General features: G+C 65.1%; 13 protein-coding genes and 2 riboswitches. Of the genes, 7 read left to right on the forward strand and 6 right to left on the reverse strand.

All coding sequences use genetic code 11. From position 1 onward, the window contains the following. Positions 1 to 2 precede the first annotated feature (2 nt). The 7 genes from M2361_RS15395 to M2361_RS15425 all read left to right on the forward strand — a co-directional run bounded on the left by M2361_RS15395 (position 3) and on the right by M2361_RS15425 (position 10,338). Positions 3 to 1,568 carry an ABC transporter substrate-binding protein gene (locus tag M2361_RS15395; protein WP_259250324.1) on the forward strand — a complete coding sequence of 522 codons (1,566 nt, stop codon included), beginning with the start codon at positions 3 to 5 and terminating at the stop codon, positions 1,566 to 1,568. A 27-nt stretch (positions 1,569 to 1,595) separates the two neighbouring features. Continuing rightward, positions 1,596 to 2,537, forward strand: coding sequence for an ABC transporter permease (locus M2361_RS15400; protein ID WP_259250325.1), 942 nt, complete (start codon positions 1,596 to 1,598; stop codon positions 2,535 to 2,537). A 9-nt stretch (positions 2,538 to 2,546) separates the two neighbouring features. Beyond that, complete coding sequence (locus M2361_RS15405) at positions 2,547 to 3,452, forward strand: ABC transporter permease (RefSeq protein ID WP_259250326.1); 906 nt, start codon at positions 2,547 to 2,549, stop codon at positions 3,450 to 3,452. Between the two features lie 5 nt (positions 3,453 to 3,457). Further along, positions 3,458 to 5,149, forward strand: coding sequence for an ABC transporter ATP-binding protein (locus M2361_RS15410; protein WP_259250327.1), 1,692 nt, complete (start codon positions 3,458 to 3,460; stop codon positions 5,147 to 5,149). A 54-nt stretch (positions 5,150 to 5,203) separates the two neighbouring features. Beyond that, positions 5,204 to 6,613 (forward strand): amidase, encoded by a 1,410-nt coding sequence (locus tag M2361_RS15415; protein WP_259250328.1) that lies wholly within the window; start codon positions 5,204 to 5,206, stop codon positions 6,611 to 6,613. Between the two features lie 30 nt (positions 6,614 to 6,643). Then, entirely contained in the window at positions 6,644 to 8,119 is a 1,476-nt protein-coding gene (locus tag M2361_RS15420; protein ID WP_259250329.1) for a M81 family metallopeptidase, read from the forward strand. Between the two features lie 263 nt (positions 8,120 to 8,382). Further along, positions 8,383 to 10,338: a DUF945 family protein gene (locus tag M2361_RS15425; protein WP_259250331.1), complete on the forward strand. Its 1,956-nt coding sequence runs from the start codon at positions 8,383 to 8,385 to the stop codon at positions 10,336 to 10,338. Positions 10,339 to 10,413: 75 nt separating this feature from the next. Here the strand turns inward: M2361_RS15425 and gcvP are convergent, their stop codons facing one another. From gcvP to M2361_RS15455, 6 genes are all read right to left on the reverse strand, one after another. Beyond that, positions 10,414 to 13,287, reverse strand: coding sequence for an aminomethyl-transferring glycine dehydrogenase (gene gcvP / locus M2361_RS15430; protein ID WP_259250333.1), 2,874 nt, complete (start codon positions 13,285 to 13,287; stop codon positions 10,414 to 10,416). Positions 13,288 to 13,362: 75 nt separating this feature from the next. Next, positions 13,363 to 13,740: a glycine cleavage system protein GcvH gene (gene gcvH / locus M2361_RS15435; protein ID WP_259250335.1), complete on the reverse strand. Its 378-nt coding sequence runs from the start codon at positions 13,738 to 13,740 to the stop codon at positions 13,363 to 13,365. 102 nt (positions 13,741 to 13,842) lie between these two features. Beyond that, a complete protein-coding gene (gcvT, locus tag M2361_RS15440) occupies positions 13,843 to 14,943 on the reverse strand; it encodes a glycine cleavage system aminomethyltransferase GcvT (RefSeq protein ID WP_259250338.1) in 1,101 nt (366 codons plus the stop codon). A gap of 92 nt (positions 14,944 to 15,035) precedes the next feature. After that, positions 15,036 to 15,160: riboswitch (glycine riboswitch) on the reverse strand. Positions 15,161 to 15,195: 35 nt separating this feature from the next. Further along, positions 15,196 to 15,291: riboswitch (glycine riboswitch) on the reverse strand. A gap of 116 nt (positions 15,292 to 15,407) precedes the next feature. Next, positions 15,408 to 16,301, reverse strand: a complete 894-nt coding sequence (locus M2361_RS15445; RefSeq protein WP_259250340.1) for a ZIP family metal transporter — start codon at positions 16,299 to 16,301, stop codon at positions 15,408 to 15,410. Positions 16,302 to 16,330: 29 nt separating this feature from the next. Continuing rightward, positions 16,331 to 16,945 carry a superoxide dismutase gene (locus M2361_RS15450; protein WP_259250342.1) on the reverse strand — a complete coding sequence of 205 codons (615 nt, stop codon included), beginning with the start codon at positions 16,943 to 16,945 and terminating at the stop codon, positions 16,331 to 16,333. Positions 16,946 to 17,139: 194 nt separating this feature from the next. Continuing rightward, on the reverse strand, positions 17,140 to 18,342 hold the full coding sequence (locus M2361_RS15455; protein WP_259250343.1) for an NAD(P)/FAD-dependent oxidoreductase: 1,203 nt from the start codon (positions 18,340 to 18,342) through the stop codon (positions 17,140 to 17,142). Positions 18,343 to 18,354: the final 12 nt, after the last annotated feature.

Genomic DNA, 18,354 nt, shown 5'->3' on the forward strand with positions numbered 1-18,354 from the left:
CCATGCTCAAGTTTGTCCGAGCGGCCGCGCTGGCCGGTGCAACGTTGATGATGGCTCACGGCGCGTACGCCGAAACCGTCATCAAGTCCGTCATGCACTCGCCGTTGCGCCTGACCGACCCGCACGCCACCACCGCGTACATCACGACGTGGCACGGCTACATGATCTACGACACCTTGCTGGCCACCGACGCCAACAACAAGATCCAGCCGCAAATGCTTGAGAAGTGGGAAGTCTCGCCCGACGGCAAGACCTACACGATGACCTTGCGCGACGGCCAGAAGTGGCATGACGGCAAGCCCGTCACGTCCGAAGATTGCGTGGCCTCGATCAAGCGCTGGGCCGCCGGTGACGGCATGGGCCGCACGCTGCTCAAGTTCACCGACAAGATTGAAGTCATCGACGACAAGAGCTTTCGCATCGTCATGAAAGAACCCACGGACCTGGCGCTGCGCGCCCTGTCCAAGCCCACCGGCACCGCGCCGTTCATGATGCCCAAGCGCATCGCCGAACAGGCCATCGGCAAGCCCATCACCGACATGACCGGTTCGGGTCCGTTCAAGGTCATCGAATTCAAGCCGGGCGTGAAGACGGTGTACGCCAAGAACGCCGACTACGTGCCGCGCAAGGAACCCGCCAGCGGCCTGGCCGGCGGCAAGGTCGTGAACGTGGACAAGGTCGAATGGGACGTCATGCCCGACGCGCTGACGACCGCCAACGCGCTGCTGGGCGGCGAGATCGACTTCGTCGAACAGTTCCCGTATGACCTGCTGCCCATGATCGAAGGCAACCCCGACCTGAAGGAAGAATCGCTCAGCCCGGTCGGCTACTTCACGATGTACCGCTTCAACTTCAAGTACCCGCCCTTCGACAACAAGAAGATCCGCCAGGCCGCCATGTACGCCATCGGCCAGGAAGATGTGATGAAGGCGCTGGTGGGCAATCCCAAGTACTGGCAGACCTGCGCATCGCTGTGGGGTTGCGGCACGCCGATGGAATCCGATATCGGCAAGGACATCGTGGTGCCGTCGAACATCGAAAAAGCCAAGGCGCTGCTGAAGGAAGCGGGCTACGACAACACGCCCATCCTGGTCATGCACGCGACCGACGTGGGCACGCTGTCGGCCCAACCGGTGGTGATGGCCCAGGCGCTGCGCAAGGCCGGCTTCAACGTCAACCTGGCCGCGATGGACTGGCAGAGCGTGGCCACGCGCCGCGCCTCGAAGGCCGCGCCGGCTGAAGGCGGCTGGAACATTCACAACACCAACTGGTACGCCACCGACGTGATGGACCCGGTACGTTCCGCGCCCGCCGCCGCCAACGGCGACAACGCCTGGTTCGGCTGGCCCGACATGCCGAAGGTGGAAGAACTGCGCACCAAGTTCGCCCTGACGTCCGACCCTGCCGAGCAGAAGAAGATCGCCGACGAACTGCAGCGCATCGGCATCGACGAAGGCCTGTACGTGCCGCTGGGCCAGATGTCCGTGCCCACCGTCTACTCGACCAAGCTCTCCGGCCTGGTGCATGCACCGGTCTTTGCGTTCTGGAACGTCAAGAAAGCTCCTTAAAGGGGCAAGCAGTTCAGGGGGAAATACATGCTGGCATTTGTCTCACGCCGGCTCCTCGCGACCATCCCCGTTTTGGTGATGGTCGCGGTGGTGGTCTTCGCGATATTGCGTTTCAGCCCGGGCGATCCGGCCATCATCATGGCGGGCGACGGCGCCACGCCTGAACGTATCGTCCAGATACGGCAGACGATGGGCCTGGACCAACCGGTCATCAAACAGTTCTTCATCTGGGGCGGCAAGCTCCTGCAAGGCGATCTGGGCACCTCGCTCATGTCCGGCGTGCCGGTCACCAAACTGATCGCGCAGCGCCTGGAACCGTCCATGAGCCTGGCGGTACTGACGTTGATCTTCACCTTGCTGGTCGCCATTCCGCTGGGCATCCTGGCGGCGTGGCGGCAAGGCAAGTTGCTGGACCGCGCCGTGATGGGCTTTTCGGTGCTGGGCTTTTCAGTACCGGTGTTCGTCACGGGTTACCTGCTGATCTGGCTGTTCGCCATCAAGCTGGGCTGGTTCAACGTGCAGGGCTATGCGCCGCTGGCCAAGGGCTTCTGGCCCTATCTGCACCGGCTCATCCTGCCGTCGCTGGCCTTGTCCACGGTGTATGTCGCGTTGATCGCGCGCATCACGCGTACCAGCGTGATCGAGGTCATGGGTGAAGACTTCATCCGCACCGCGCGTTCCAAGGGCCTGGGTGAAACCGGCGTGCTGCTCGGCCATGCGCTGCGCAACGCGGCCGTGCCCATCGCCACGGTGGTGGGCCTGGGCATCGCGCTCTTGATCAGCGGCGTGGTCGTGACCGAATCGGTGTTCAACATTCCCGGCCTGGGCCGCTTGGTGGTCGAAGCCGTGCTGGCGCGCGACTACCCCGTCATCCAGGGCCTGACGTTGTTCTTCGCGTTCGTCTACGTGTTCATCAATCTGGTTGTCGATTGCGCCTACACGGTGTTCGACCCGCGAATCAGGTACTAGGGCAGAGCCATGCAAACGCCAACCGATGCCGCCGCGCAAGCGGCCGCCGACCTTCCCGGAGGCGGCACTCCTCACGTCACCGCCTGGCGGCAAGTCCGCCAGGGCCTCAAAAGCTGGCCGGTCATGCTGGCGCTGGTGGTGCTGGTCGCCATCGTCGCCATCGCCGTGTTCGCCCCGCTGCTGGGCACGGTGGACCCCACATTCATTGACCCGGGCTCGCGCCTGAAGCAACCCTTTACCAACTTCCTGCTCGGCACCGACGCCTTTGGTCGCGACGTCTGGTCGCGCGTGGCCTACGGCGCGCGCATCTCGCTGATCGCGGGCCTGGGCGCCGCGGTGGTCAGCGTCGTCCTCGGCCTGATCATCGGCGTCATCGCCGGCTGGTTCCGGTCGCTGGACGGGTTCATCATGCGCACCATGGACGCCATCATGGCCATCCCCGGCATCCTGCTGGCGATTGCCCTGGTGTCCGTCACCGGCGCCAGCATCATGACTGTGCTGATCGCCATCACGATCCCGGAAATTCCTCGGGTGGTGCGGTTGGTGCGCGGCCAGATCCTGACCGTGCGCGGCGAACCCTATGTGGAAGCCGCGCTGGCGCTGGGCACGCCCTTGCCCCTGCTCTTGTGGCGCCACATGGTGCCCAGCACCATCGCGCCGCTGACGGTGCAAGGCACCTACGTGTTCGCCTCCGCCATGCTGACCGAGGCCATCCTCAGCTTCCTGGGAGCGGGCATCCCGCCCGAGATCGCCTCGTGGGGCAACATCATGTCCGAAGGCCGCATGTACTTCCGCATGCTGCCCGGCCTGATTCTCTTTCCCGGCCTGTTCCTGTCGCTGACCGTGCTTAGCGTGAACATCCTGGGTGACGCCCTGCGCGACGCGCTGGACCCGAAAATGGTGCGCAGGATCTGATGCCGATGACCTACTCTCCTATCCCCCCCGCGGGCGACACCTCGTCCGCCATCCTGGCCATTCGCAACCTGTCGGTGGAAGTGGCCGGCGCGGGCAACCGCGTCGTGCGCAACCTTAGCCTGGACGTGCATGCTGGTGAAACGGTGTGCGTGGTTGGCGAATCCGGCTCCGGCAAATCGGTCACGTCGCTGGCCGTGATGGGCCTCTTGCCGCCCGGCGTCCTGTCGATCAGCGCGGGTTCCATCCGCGTGGAAGGCGAAGATGTTGCCACCGCGTCGCAACGGCGGCTGCGCGAAATGCGCGCGACCCGCATGGCCATGGTGTTCCAGGAACCCATGACGGCGCTGAACCCCGTGCACACCGTGGGCAAGCAGGTGGACGAAGTGCTGCGCCTGCACCGCAAGGGCATGAGCGCCGCCGAACGCCGCGCCAAGGTGCTGGACATGTTCCAGTCGGTGCATCTGCCGGATGTCGAACGCATCTTCGAGGCTTACCCGCATCAGCTTTCGGGCGGCCAGCGCCAGCGCATCGTGATCGCGATGGCGCTGATCCTGGAACCCAAGCTGCTGATCGCCGATGAGCCCACCACCGCGCTGGACGTGACCACGCAAAAGCAGATTCTGGCGCTGATCAAGGAACTGCAGGTCAAGCACAAGACCGCGGTGCTGTTCATCACGCACGACTTCGGCGTAGTGGCCGAGATTTCGGATCGCATCGTGGTGATGAACCGCGGCGACCTGATCGAAAGCGGCACGCGCAATGAAATCCTGGCCGAACCCAAGCAGTCGTATACGCGCCGCCTGGTGTCGTCCGTGCCCAGCCTGGTGCCCAACCGCCGCGAGGCGCCCGACGGCCAGCCCGTACTGCACGTCAAGGGCCTGGGCCGCACCTATGCCGGGAAAAGCTCGCTGTTTTCCCGCACGGCCGCGCAGAACGTGATTGCCGCGTCCGACGTGAACCTGACGCTGCGCAAGGGAGAAATCCTGGGCATCGTGGGGGAATCCGGTTCGGGCAAATCCACGGTAGCGCGGTGCATCGTGCGCCTGATCGAGCCCACCGCCGGCCACATGATGATGGGCGGCGAAGACCTCAGCACGCTGTCCGGCTCGGCCTTGCGCCCGGTGCGCCGCCGCATCCAGATTGTGTTCCAGGACCCCTACCGTTCGCTGAACCCGCGCCGCACGGTGGGTGAATCCATCATCGAAGGCCTGCTCAACTTCGGCATGCCGCGCGACCAGGCCGTGAAGCGCGCGGGCGAAACGCTGACCGTGGTGGGCATGAGCCCCGACGCCATGCGCCGCTATCCGCATCAGTTTTCTGGTGGCCAACGCCAGCGCATCTGCATTGCCCGCGCGCTGGTGATGGACCCGGAAATTCTGGTGGCCGATGAAGCCGTGTCGGCGCTGGACGTGTCCGTGCAGGCGCAGGTGCTGGAACTGCTGGAACAGGTGCGCCAACGCACGGGCGTGGGCGTGTTGTTCATCACGCACGACTTGCGCGTGGCCGCGCAGATTTGCGACACGATCATGGTCATGCAGCGCGGCAAGGTCGTTGAGACCGGCTCGGCCGAAACCGTGCTGACCGACCCTCGGCATGAATACACGCGCACCTTGATCGACGCGGCCCCGGGGCGCGACTGGGACTTCCGCAACTTCCAGCCCGTTGCCACCACGCTGGCGCAAGCCGCGGCGTCTTGATGTGCTGATGCGCTGATCACCCGAACTGCCTTCCTTCGCAACACTGGAACCGAGATGTCACAACCGCATGAATTGTCCGCTCAGGAACTGCTGCAGGCGTATCGCGACAAGACCCTGTCGCCCGTCGAAGCCACGCGCTCCGTGCTGGAACACATCGAGCGCTGGGAACCCCACCTGAAGGCCACCTATGCGCTGGACCCCGAAGGCGCGCTGGCGATGGCTCGCGCCTCGGAAGCCCGCTGGATGAAGGGCGAGCCGCAGTCGGCCGGCGGCTACTCGCTGGACGGCGTACCCGCCACCATCAAGGAAAACATCGCCACGCGCGGCACGCCCGTGCCCTTGGGCACCGCCGCCACCGAGCTGACCCCGGCGGCAGCCGACGCGCCGCCCGCCGCCCGCATGCGCGAGGCGGGCGCGGTGCTGCTGGGCAAGACCACCATGCCCGACTTCGGCATGCTGTCCTCGGGCCTGTCCAGCTTTCATGAGCTGACCCGCAACCCCTGGGACCTGAGCAAGAACCCGGGCGGCTCCAGCGCCGGCGCGGGCGCGGCCGCAGCGGCCGGCTATGGCCCCTTGCACATCGGCACCGACATCGGCGGTTCGGTGCGCCTGCCGGCTGCCTGGTGCGGCATTGCCACGCTGAAACCCAGCCTGGGCCGCATCCCCATCGACCCGCCCTTCATGGGCCGCTGCGCCGGCCCCATGACGCGCACCATCACCGACACCGCGTTGATGATGGGCGTGCTGTCGCAGCCCGACGCGCGCGACCACATGAGCTTGCCCTTCCAGGACTTTGACTGGCTTAACCTGGCGCAAGACGTTAAAGGCCTGCGCATCGGCCTGCTGATGGACGCCGGCTGCGGCCTGCCGCTGGACCCGGAAGTACGCGACGCCGTGCAAGCCGCCGCGCAAGCCTTCGAAGCGGCGGGCGCCATCGTCACGCCGATGCTGCCGTGGATGACGCCTGAAATGCTGGAAGGTGTGGACCGCTTCTGGCGCACGCGCTCGTCCATAGACCTGGCCGCGCTGCCGGAAGCCCGCCGCGCCAAGATCCTGCCGTTCATCCGCGCCTGGGCGGAAAGCGGTGGCGGCCAAAGCGGCGAGGCCGTGTTCAAGAGCTACTACGAAACGCTGAACGTGCGCGCCAAGACCGTGGCCGCCTGCGCCCCCTTCGATTACGTGCTGTCGCCCGTGGCGCCGGTGGTGGCGTACAACGCCGAATGGCCGTCGCCCACCAATGAGGTGGCCACCACCATGCACCACATCGGCTTCACGCTGCCCTTCAACATGAGCGAACAACCCGCCGCGTCCGTCAACTGCGGCTACACGCGGGCGGGCCTGCCGATCGGTTTGCAGATTGCCGGCGCGCGCTTTGACGACCTGGGCGTGTTGCGCGTGGCACGCGCCTGGGAACAGATGCGCCCCGCGCAGCATCCTTGGCCGCAGCCCCCCAAGACGAACTGAGCTTCCCCTACCCTTTCCACAGGAATTCCCATGCGTTGGCTCTTGGCAATGATCAAGCACGAGACGAATACCTATTCGCCCGTGCCGACCCCGCTGGAACGATTTTTCCGCGGCAGTCCTGAAATCCTGGCTGGCGACCGCGCCATCAAGGCCTACGAGAACACCGACAGCGGGCTGGGCGGGTATATCGAAGTGGCCCGTCGCGTGGGCGCGGAAATCGTTGTGCCCGTGGCGGCCGAGTCCTGGCCCAGCGGCCCCACCAGCGCCGACACCCACGAACGCCTGTGCAAGCTGGTGCTGGACCAGGTCAAGCTGGGCGGCTTTGACGCCATCTTGCTGGACCTGCACGGCGCCATGGTGGCCGAAGGCGTGGAAGACGCGGAAGGCGACCTGCTGCGCCGCCTGCGTGAAATCGACCCGACCACGCCCGTGGCCGTCACGCTGGACATGCACGCCAACATCTACGACGACATCGTCAAGAACGCCACCGTCATCAGCGGCTTTCACACCTATCCGCACGTGGACATCCGTGAAGCCGGCGTACGCGCGGCCAACGTCATCGTCCGCACGCTCAAGGGTGAAATCAAACCCGTCATGAGCTGGGCCAACAAGCCCATGCTGCCGCACATCATGTGCCAGGGCACGCACGCCGCGCCCAACAAGCCCTTGCAGGAACGCTGCAAGGAACTGGAAGCGGGCGGCGTGCTGGCGGCGTCGGTCTTCGTGGGCTTTCCGCATGCGGACATCCGCGAAGCCGGCTTGAGCGCCGTCGTCTGTACGGACGGCAACCTGCAAGACGCTGAGAAGCACCGCGACGAACTGCTGGAACGCGCCTGGGCAGGCCGCGCCGACTGGGTCTTCCACCCTGAGCCCCTGGAACCCACCATCGCGCGCGCCAAACAGATCGAGCAAGGCCCCGTCGTGTTGCTGGACCACTTCGACAACACCGGCTCGGGCGGCACCATGGACACCACCACGGTGCTGGCCGAAGTGCTGCGCCAGGAACTCGACAACGTGGTGTTCTACGCCATTTGCGACCCCGACGCGGCACAGCAGGCCGCCGCCGCGGGCGTGGGCAATACCATCACGATCAAGCTAGGCGGCAAGCTGACCATGCCCGCCATCAAGCAACCCAGCGAACCGCTGGAGGTGACGGGCCGCGTCAAACTGGTATTTGACGGCGTCTACCTGAGCCGGGGCCCCATGTACCGGGGCGTGCGCAACGACACGGGCCTGACCGTGGTCATCGACACCGGCCGGGTCGAGATCGTGGTGGTGTCGCGCCACCAGGAACCCTTCGATATCAACTGCCTGCTGTCGGCCGGCATCGACCCGCTGCAAAAGCGCTATGTGGTGCTGAAAAGCCGGGTGCACTGGCGCGCGGGCTTTTCAGATATGGCGACGGAAGTCATCGAATGTACCGGCGTGGGCGTCACCACGTCCGATTACAGCCAGCTTGAATTCAAGAACGTGCGCCGCCCGATCTACCCGTTGGACCCGCTGTAAGGCACGTTATAAATCGCTGAATCCGCGCTAAAACCGCAGGATTGTCGACAAAAAGGCCAGCGCTGATCGCTGGCCTTTCATTTTGAAACCTCCCGTAACTGCGCGCACGGTCATGTGTCCCTTCGCGTCGGTATACTCCGCCGCGGGCCCTTACAGGCCCATGAATGCGTATATGCCGGCAGCCGCGCGTGGGCGACCACGCAGCGATGGCTTGGTGCCTAGCCTGCCGGGTATGACTCGACAATCAACGAAGAAGCAAAACGATGAAAAAGAGCGTAGCGATCACCCTCGGCGTGGTCATAGTGGGAGCGGGAAGCTGGATAGGCGCCACTTGGTACACCGGCAAACGCATAGAGGAAAGCTCGCAACGCCATCTGGCCGAAGCCAACGAAAAGCTGGCCAAGCTGACGCCGTTGTTCGGTCTGCGCATTGACCAGATCAAGTACGAACGCAGCCTGTTCTCGACCCAGGCGCGCTACGGCCTGTCGCTCGTGAAGAACGACAAGACCCTGGACGACATGCCCGCCGGCATGATTGAGTTCGACGCGGTCATTGAACACGGCCCCTTCCCCAAGACCGCGCTGTCGCGCGGCGCCTTCGCGCCCAAGCTGGCTTTCGTGCACGCCGAAATCGCCAAGACGGACAACCTGAAGGAAGTGTTCGCCCTGACCAAGGACGTCTCGCCCCTGATCAGCGACGCCATGATCAGCTACAGCGGCACCACCAGCTCCACGTCCAAGATTGCGCCGGTGTCGACGACCCTGGAAGGCAATTCGATCGACTTCAGCGGCATGCTGATCACCGGCACGTTCGACCGTTCGCTGGAAGCCGTCACCGCGCACGGCGTGATGGACAAGCTGGCCATCGACGGCTCGAAGAGCAATGACCCCGTCGTCATGGCCATCACCGGCATGACCATGGACGTCAACAGCCGCATGGGCAAGTTCGGCGTGTCCATGGGCGACTCCGATCTGAAGATCAAGCGCATCGACGTCACCCGCAAGGGCGACGACATCAAGCTGTCGCTGGACAACTTCGGCTACGGCGTGAAGCTGGCCGAAGACGACAAGAACATCAACGTGCAAGCCGCCTATCAAACGGGCGACATCACCGTGAACGACGTGGCGCTGGGTAACGGCCAGGCCGTGATCAAGCTGGCCAAGCTGGACGGCCAGGCCGTCAAGCAACTGTCCGACACCTACAACCAGCTGCTGCGCCAAATCATGGCGCAAACCGAAGACGAAGGCCTGAAGGACGAGCAGATCCAGACGATGTTGGACGCCGGCGGCAAGCTGCTGGCGGGCAACCCGTCGTTCAGCATCGACCCCATCAGCTGGAAGACGCCCAAGGGCGAAAGCAAGCTGAACTTCACGCTGGACCTGGCCAACCCGGCCGACATCAAGAACCTGACGCCGCAAGAGATCGCCGTCCAGGCCATCAAGCGCATCGACGCCACGCTGATCATCTCCAAGCCGATGGTGCAGGATCTGGCCGCGCAATACGCGATCAAGAAAGAAGGCCTGACGCCTGAAAAAGCGGCCGAAGAAGCCGACGAAAGCGTGCGCCAGATGGCCGGCATGGCCGAAATGCTGAACGTGGGCAAGAACGACGGCGACAACATCGTCGGCAAGTTCACGTTCGCTGAAGGCATGGGTAACTTGAACGGCAAGGAAATTCCCGCCGACGAGCTGTTCAGCGGCCTGCTGGGCGCCACCGGCATGGGCGGCATGGACGACGATGACGAAGCCATGCCGGATATGGGCCAGGAAGAACCGGCCGCGGACGCAACGCCCGCCGTCGGCGTGATGCAGGATTTCGACCTGGACACCATCAGCAGCCTGCTGGACGACATGGGCATCACCGCCAACAAGCATGATGGCAACGAAGGCCCCGTGCTGCTGCTGGATGCCGGCAACACCGGCGCCAGCGAGCTGCGCCTGGAGTTCCTGTGCAACGACTTCACCGAAAAGTGCCTGGACCTGGTCATGACGGCCACGTACAAGACCAAGAAGCCGATGCCGCTGAAGGCCATCAATAGCTGGAACCAGGAATACCGCTGGACGCGCGCCTATCTGGACGACAAGAACCAGGCCGTGCTGCAGATGGACATGAACGCGGAAGGCGGCATCGGCAAGGACAACTTGCAGATCCTGCTGAACACCTTCATCAGCATCGCCGAAGACTTCAACACGGCAGTGCAGGCAGCGCCGGCCAAGTAAGGCTGATACCCGATCGGGCAAACGCCCAGCAAAAAGCCTCCATCTTGCGATGGAGGCTTTTTTATCGCCATTGCGTTACGCGTAAGCTTCGATCGGCAGGCAGGCGCAGACCAGGTTGCGGTCGCCGTAGGCGTTGTCCACACGGGCCACCGGCGGCCAGTACTTGGCCTCGCGCAGTGACGCCACCGGGTAGGCGGCCTGCTGGCGCGGGTAATCGTGCAGCCATTCTTCGGCCAGCAGCATCTGCGCGGTGTGCGGCGCGTTCTTCAGCACGTTGTCGTCGCGGTCACGTTCACCACGTTCGACCTGGGCGATCTCCTCGCGAATCGAAATCATGGCGTCGATGAAGCGGTCAAGCTCGGCCACGCCCTCGGATTCCGTGGGCTCGACCATCAGCGTGCCCGCTACCGGGAAGCTCATGGTGGGCGCGTGGAAGCCGTAGTCCATCAAGCGCTTGGCGATGTCTTCGGCGCTGATGCCGCTGGTTTCCTTCAGCGGGCGCACGTCCAGGATGCACTCGTGCGCCACGCGGCCATTGCGGCCCGCGTACAGCACCGGGTAGTGGTCGCGCAGGCGGGTGGCGATGTAGTTGGCGTTCAGGATGGCCACTTCGGTGGCGCGGCGCAGGCCGTCGGCGCCCATCAGCGCGATGTACACGAACGGAATCGGCAGAATGCCGGCCGAGCCGAACGGCGCGGCCGAGACCGGGCCGACCTTGGCGTCGCCAGGCAGCTTGCCCTGCTCGTTCACCACGCCCGGCAGGTACGGCGCCAGATGCGCGCGCACCGCCACGGGACCCACGCCGGGGCCGCCGCCGCCATGCGGAATGCAGAAGGTCTTGTGCAGGTTCAGGTGCGACACGTCGGACCCGAACTTGCCCGGCTGGGCCACGCCCACCATCGCGTTCATGTTGGCGCCGTCCAGGTAGACCTGGCCGCCGGCCTGGTGGACCAGGTCGCAGATTTCGGTGACGGCTTCCTCGAACACGCCGTGCGTGGACGGGTAGGTGATCATCAGCGCGGCGAGCTTGTCGCCCACCTGTTCGATCTTGGCGCGCAGGTCGGAAAGATCGACGTTGCCGTTGGAATCAGACGCCACCACCACCACGTCCATGCCGGCCAGTTGGGCCGACGCGGGGTTGGTGCCGTGGGCCGAAGCCGGGATCAGGCAGACGTTGCGCTGATGCTGGCCGTTGGCCTGGTGGTAGCCGCGAATTGCCAGCAGGCCGGCGTATTCGCCCTGCGCGCCCGAGTTGGGTTGCAGGCTGATGTTGTCGTAGCCGGTGATTTCGCACAGCGCGGCGGACAGGCGGTCGATCAGTTCGTTGTAGCCCTGGCTTTGCGAGGCGGGCGCAAACGGGTGGATCAGCGCGAACTCGGGCCAGGTGATGGGGATCATCTCGGCCGTGGCGTTCAGCTTCATGGTGCACGAACCCAGCGGGATCATCGTGCGGTCCAGTGCCAGGTCCTTGTCGGCCAGCTTGCGCAGGTAGCGCAGCATGTCGGTTTCGGACTGCACGCTGGAGAAGACCGGGTGCTTCAGGATGGCGCTTTCGCGCGCGACCGATGCGGGAATGCCGCTGGCGGCGGCCGCGTCCAGCGCGTCGATGTCGAGTTCGACGTCGTCGCGTTCCAGGCCGGCGGCGAACACGTTGACCAGCGCTTGCAGGTCAGCGACGGTGACGGTTTCGTCCAGCGACACCGCCAGGCGCGCGCCATCGACGCGGCGCAGGTTGATGTGCTCGCACTCGGCGGCGGTCAGGATGGCCGGGGTGGCGGCGCCGGTTTCCAGCAACAGCGTGTCGAAGAAGGTGTCGTTCACGACCTTCACGCCCAGCTTGATCAGTTCACCACGCAGGATGGCGGTGCTGCGCTGCACGCGCTGGGCGATGCGGCGGATGCCTTCCGGACCATGCCACACGGCGTACATGCCGGCCATCACGGCCAGCAGCACTTGCGCCGTGCAGATGTTGGACGTGGCCTTCTCGCGGCGGATGTGCTGTTCGCGCGTTTGCAGCGCCAGGCGCATCGCCGGGTTGCCTTGCGCGTCTTTCGACACGCCGACCAAACGGCCGGCCATGTTGCGCTTGAAGGAATCCTTGCAGGCCATGAAGCCGGCGTGCGGGCCGCCAAAGCCGAACGGCACGCCGAAGCGTTGCGCCGAACCAATGGCGATGTCCGCGCCCCACTCGCCCGGGGCGGCCAACAGAGCCAGCGCCAGCAGGTCGGTGGCGCAAGCGACCACGGCGCCTTGCGCGTGGGCGGCTTCAGCCAGCTTGCGGTAGTCGGACACGGAACCGGTGCTGTGCGGGTATTGCAGCAGCACGCCAAAGCACTCGGGCAGACCTTCGGCCTCGTCACCGACGGCGATTTCCAGCCCCAGGCCTTCGGCGCGCGTACGCACGACTTCAATGGTCTGCGGATGCACGTGGCGCGAAATGAAGAACACCGGGCTTTGCGACTTGGCGCCACGGCGAGCCAGCGTCATGGCTTCGGCGGCGGCGGTGCTTTCGTCCAGCAGCGAGGCGTTGGAGATGTCCAGCCCGGTCAGGTCGGCGACCATGGTCTGGTAGTTCAGCAGGGCTTCAAGACGGCCCTGCGAGATCTCCGGCTGATACGGCGTGTAGGCCGTGTACCAGGCGGGGTTCTCAAGAATGTTGCGCAGCACGACGTTGGGCGTCTGCGTGCCGTAGTACCCCTGGCCGATGTAGTTGCGAAAGACCTTGTTGCGGCCGGCAATCTGCTTCAGCTCGGCCAGCACGTCGGGTTCGCTGCGCGAGGGCGGCAGCGCCAGCGGGGCCTGGCTGCGGATCTTGGCGGGCACGACTTCGTCGATCAGGGCGTCCAGGCTGGCGCTGCCAATCACTTGGAGCATGGCGGCCTGGTCGGCGTCGGACGGGCCGATGTGGCGGGGGATGAAGTCGGTATGGGTGTCTAGGGCGCGCGACATGGAGAGATCTCGGGGTGGTGGTGCATTTCGCGAGCCGGGCGCGCCACGAGGACGGCGCGCCCGGCTCGAACCGGCTTAACCGTTGGCGACGGCTTCGTAGCCGGCGGCATCCAGCAGCTTGTCGGCGTCGGCGGAGTTCACCGGCTTGATCTTGAAGATCCAGGTGGTGAAGGCCGATTCGTTGATCAGGCTGGGGTTGTTTTCCAGTTCGTCGTTGAAAGCGACGATTTCACCGTCGACCGGGGCGTAGATGTCGGAAGCGGCCTTGACCGACTCGACCACGCCGGCGGTTTCGCCCGCCTTCAGCTTGGCGCCGACATTCACGTCGCCAACGAAAACCAGGTCGCCCAATTGGTCCTGGGCGGTGTCGGTGATGCCGACGACGAACACGTCGCCTTCAGCTTTGACCCATTCGTGGGACGAGGTGTACTTGCGATCGGTGGGCAGGCTCATGGGAAATCCTCTAGGGAATACGGGGTAGATGAATGGTGTTGCGCGCCTCGCGCGAACGCCGCGTGCGTGTAGGCAGGCGGCCGGTCGCGCGAAGCTTCGAGTTTACGAGTGTTCGACGGCTTTGCCGTTACGGACAAAAGGCAGCTTGCAGACCAGGGCGGGCACCCATTTGCCGCGGATATCGACTTCGACCGTGTCGCCCGGACGCACGCCTTGCGGCAGGCGGGCAAAGCCGATCGACACGCCCAGCGTGGGCGACATGGTGCCGCTGGTGAGTTCGCCCGTGCCGGCCGGCGTGCGCACGGCCATGTGGGCGCGCATCACGCCGCGCTCTTGCAGCTTCAGGCCGACAAAGGCGGCGGGGGTGGCGAATTGTTCCAGCGCGTCGCGGCCGATGAAGCGGCGCTCGGCGTTCTTCAAGGACACGGTCCAGGTCAGGCCGGCCTGGTCGGGCTGGGTCAGCTCGTCCATGTCCTGGCCGTACAGGTTCATGCCGGCTTCCAGGCGCAGCGTGTCACGCGCGCCCAGGCCCGCCGGGCGCACGCCCTGGGCGGCAAGGTCGCGCCACAATTGCACGACGTCGTCGGCGGGCAGGACGATTTCAAAGCCGTCTTCGCCGGTGTAGCCGGTGCGCGCGACGAGCGTGTCGTCGCCCACGCGGGCGGCGACGAAAGGCGTCAGGGGTTCGGAGACGGCCTGCCAGGCCGGACGCGCGGCCCAGACCTTGGCGCGGGCGTTGGGGCCCTGCACGGCCACCATGGCCAGGTCGCGGCGCGGGGTGATGGCGACGTCGAAATTGCCGGCCTGCTTCACACGCTGCATCCAGGCCACGTCTTTGTCGGCGGTGCCGGCGTTGACCACCACGCGCCATTCGTCGGCGGCGAAGAAATAGATGATCAGGTCGTCGATGACGCCGCCCTGCGGGTTCAGCATGCAGGAATACAGCGCCTTGCCGGGCACGGTCAGCTTGGCGACGTCGTTGGCGACCAGGCGTTGCAGGAAGGCGTAGGCGTCGGGGCCGACAACATCGACGTTCAGCATGTGCGACACGTCGAACATGCCGGCGTCCTGGCGCACCGCGTGGTGTTCCTCAAGCTGCGAGCCGTAGGCCAAGGGCATGTCCCAGCCGCCGAAATCGACCATTCGGGCGCCGGAGGCGATGTGTTCGTCGGCCAGCGGGGTGCGTTTGAGGGTTGCGGACATGCGCGAGAACTCCGGGACGGCAATGCTTTGCCAGGGTTACGGAATGCCGGTCGTGACAAGGCTGATTGCGCTTGCACGGCATCGGCTGAATCTTCCGCCCCTCTGTCCTTTTGCCTGAGAGTTGCCCCGCGCGTGGCGGGTTTGCACCTTCGGCGCCTGGGCTGCTCGCTGTGTCCCGAATTTCGGGGCGGCGCCAGGTCTCTCCAGAGTACTGTTTTGCCGCATCCACACGGTGAAAAAACCGGGACGGGGCAAGCATGTGCGGTATCGGTTACCTGAGCGATTCTGGGCGAATTGCGCCTTCGGCGGCGGCCCACTGAAACGGCCGCTCTCTCCCGCAAACATGCGTGACAGCGGCGCCAAGCATACAACGAAAACAAGCCCCGGAAAAGCGCGATTTCGGGGCTCGGCCCCTGGGCAAACCGCTGCCGGGACCCGCGCCCAGCTTGACGCCAGCGCCGAAACTAACCCAGCGCCGTGTCCAGCAGCATCATCAGCACAAAGCCCAGCATCAGCCCGCACGTGGCGTAGACCTCGTGCCCCTTGCGGTGCGACTCGGGAATGATTTCATGGCTGATGACAAACAGCATGGCGCCCGCCGCGAAGCCCAGGCCCCAGGGCAGCAGCAACGCTGACCAGCCGACGATGGCGGCGCCCAGCACGGCGCCCAGCGGCTCGACCAGCCCCGACAACATCCCCAGCGCCACGGCGAAGGTTCGCGTGTAGCCGGCTGCCAGCAACGCCACCGCCACGACCAACCCTTCGGGAACGTCCTGGATGGCGATGCCGGTAGCCAGCGCGGTGCCCGCCACCGGATCGCCGCCCGCAAAGCCGACCCCGATGGCCAGGCCTTCGGGCAGGTTATGCAAGGTGATGGCGATGACGAACAGCCAGGCCCGGCGAATGCGGCGCGACTCGATGCCTTCGCGGCCCTTGATGAAGTGCTCGTGTGGCAGCGTGCGATCCATGATGAGCAGCACGGCGGCGCCCAGCAGAATGGCCGCCCCCACCGTCAGCCCCGCGCCCCAGGGGCCCATGCCCTGGCTTTCGGCCGCCGCGATGCCCGGGGCCACCAGCGAAAACGCGCAGGCCGCCAGCATGACGCCGGCGCCGAAGCCGAACATGCTGTCCTGGACCTTTTGCGGAATGGTGCGGGCGAACAGAATGGGCAAGGTGCCCAGCGCGGTGGCGGCGGCGGCCACCAGGCCGCCCAGCAATGCGTCAGCCACGTGCGGCGCGCGCACATCCAGATAGGCCCACAACTGGTGCAAAGCCAGGCATGACACCAAAACCGCCAGCGTCCAGACACTGATGCTGGTGGCCGCGGGACGCACGCGATGACGACTGAAGGTGTTCATGGGGCGGCTGCCTCCGTCACAGAGCGGGCTTAGCCCTTCGCAGCCGCATAGCGGCGAGCCACTTCGGACCAATTCACGACATTGTAAAAGGCGCCAATGTATTCAGGGCGACGGTTTTGGTACTTGAGGTAATAGGCGTGTTCCCAGACGTCCAGGCCCAGGATCGGGGTGTTGCCCTGCATCAGCGGGCTGTCCTGGTTGGCGCTGCTTTCCACGACCAGCTTGCCGGCGGGCGTGACCGAGAGCCAGGCCCAGCCGCTGCCGAAGCGGGTCAAGGCGGCTTTGGTGAAGACCTCGCGGAAGGCGGCCAGGCCACCCAGTTCGGCGTCGATGGCGGCGGCCAGCGCGCCATCGGGTTCACCGCCGCCTTCGGGCGACATCACGGACCAGAACAAGCTGTGGTTGGCGTGGCCACCGCCATGGTTGCGGACCGCGCCCCGTATGGCTTCCGGCAATTGGTCCAGGCGCGCGACCAAGGCTTCAACGGGTTCTTCCGTGCTGATACCGGCGCCATCCAGCGCCGCGTTCAGGCTGGTGACGTAGGTTTGATGATGCTTGCTGTAGTGGATCTCCATCGTCATCGCGTCGATGTGAGGCTCCAGGGCGTCATAGGCGTAGGGCAGCGTCGGAAGGGTATAGGGCATGCATGTCTCCGTGGGATTGGTGCCTTTGCATCGAAAGGTGCCAGTCGAAATCGAAAACATAAATGATATGTATTTTTATTTGATAAAACAATGACGGCGTGGATGTTGGGCCATTACCGCAACATTAGCGCGCCATCACCGCGCCATCACTGCTTCATCACAGCGATGACGGCAACACCCAACTACAACACCAACTACAGCGCCTTGCCGCAGGCCACGCCCGAAGCCCAGGCCCATTGGAAGTTGTAGCCGCCCAGCCAGCCCGTCACGTCCACGGCTTCGCCAATGAAATACAGGCCGGACGTGGTTTTGGCTTGCATGGATTTCTGGTCCAGGCCGCGTGTATCGACGCCGCCGCGCATCACCTCGGCCTTTTTGTAGCCGGCCGTGCCGCTGGGCACCAGTGTCCATTGATGGATGTCTTGCGCCAACGCACGCAGTGTTTTGTCCGGCGCGTCGGCCAGGCGCATCGCGGCAAGGCCGGGCTTGCCGCCCTGCTCCGCCAGATGCAGCCAGCGGTCGGCCAGCCGCTTGGGCCATAACCCGGCAAGTACGGTATGCAATTGCTGCCGGTTGCCCGACTTGGAAGCCAGCAGTTCTTCGGCCAGGTCGCGGCCCGGCGCCAGGTCGATGACGATGGGCTCGCCCGGTTTCCAATAGCTGGAAATCTGCAAGATGCCCGGCCCGGACAAGCCACGATGGGTGAACAGCAGGTCTTCCAGAAATTCGCCCCGGGTCTTGCCCTGCCCCGTGTGCAGGCCCACTTCAAGCGCCACGCCCGACAGTTCGGACAGCGCCTGCCATTGCGCTGGGTCGAAGGTCAGCGGCACCAGCGCGGGGCGCGGCTCGACCACCTTCAAGCCGAATTGGCGCGCAATCTTCAAGCCAAAGTCGGTAGCGCCCAATTGCGGGATCGCCATGCCGCCCGTGGCCACCACCAGCTTGGCCGCGCGGATCACGCCTTGGCTGGTGCGCAGTTCGAAGCCCTGTTCGCCATGGCTGATCTCGGCCACCGAACAGCCCATGCGCCACTGCACATTGCCCGCGTCGCACTCGGCGCGCAGCATGTCGATGATGGATTCGCTGGAATCGTTGCAGAACAACTGGCCACGATGCTTCTCGTGCCAGGCGATGTGATGGCGCTTCATCAGCGCCAGAAAATCCTGCGGCGTATAGGCCGACAGTGCCGAGCGGCAGAAATGCGGGTTATCGGACAGAAAATTGGCGGGTCCGGTCCCGATGTTGGTGAAGTTGCAGCGGCCGCCGCCCGAAATGCGGATTTTCTCGGCCAGGCGCTCGGTGTGGTCGACCAGCACCACGCGCAAGCCGCGCTGGCCGGCTACCGCTGCACACATCATGCCAGCGGCGCCGGCGCCGAGTACGGCTACATCAAACATCAGGACTCCAGA

The sequence above is a fragment of the Achromobacter sp. JUb104 genome, assembly GCF_024806975.1.
Classification (GTDB): Bacteria; Pseudomonadota; Gammaproteobacteria; order Burkholderiales; family Burkholderiaceae_B; genus Achromobacter; species Achromobacter spanius.

Coding starts and splice junctions, on each gene's coding strand:
- M2361_RS15395 (WP_259250324.1), top strand. CDS start 3: ATGCTCAAGTTTGTCCGAGCGGCCGCGCTGGCCGGTGCAACGTTGATG.
- M2361_RS15400 (WP_259250325.1), top strand. CDS start 1,596: ATGCTGGCATTTGTCTCACGCCGGCTCCTCGCGACCATCCCCGTTTTG.
- M2361_RS15405 (WP_259250326.1), top strand. CDS start 2,547: ATGCAAACGCCAACCGATGCCGCCGCGCAAGCGGCCGCCGACCTTCCC.
- M2361_RS15410 (WP_259250327.1), top strand. CDS start 3,458: ATGACCTACTCTCCTATCCCCCCCGCGGGCGACACCTCGTCCGCCATC.
- M2361_RS15415 (WP_259250328.1), top strand. CDS start 5,204: ATGTCACAACCGCATGAATTGTCCGCTCAGGAACTGCTGCAGGCGTAT.
- M2361_RS15420 (WP_259250329.1), top strand. CDS start 6,644: ATGCGTTGGCTCTTGGCAATGATCAAGCACGAGACGAATACCTATTCG.
- M2361_RS15425 (WP_259250331.1), top strand. CDS start 8,383: ATGAAAAAGAGCGTAGCGATCACCCTCGGCGTGGTCATAGTGGGAGCG.
- gcvP (WP_259250333.1), bottom strand. CDS start 13,287: ATGTCGCGCGCCCTAGACACCCATACCGACTTCATCCCCCGCCACATC.
- gcvH (WP_259250335.1), bottom strand. CDS start 13,740: ATGAGCCTGCCCACCGATCGCAAGTACACCTCGTCCCACGAATGGGTC.
- gcvT (WP_259250338.1), bottom strand. CDS start 14,943: ATGTCCGCAACCCTCAAACGCACCCCGCTGGCCGACGAACACATCGCC.
- M2361_RS15445 (WP_259250340.1), bottom strand. CDS start 16,301: ATGAACACCTTCAGTCGTCATCGCGTGCGTCCCGCGGCCACCAGCATC.
- M2361_RS15450 (WP_259250342.1), bottom strand. CDS start 16,945: ATGCCCTATACCCTTCCGACGCTGCCCTACGCCTATGACGCCCTGGAG.
- M2361_RS15455 (WP_259250343.1), bottom strand. CDS start 18,342: ATGTTTGATGTAGCCGTACTCGGCGCCGGCGCCGCTGGCATGATGTGT.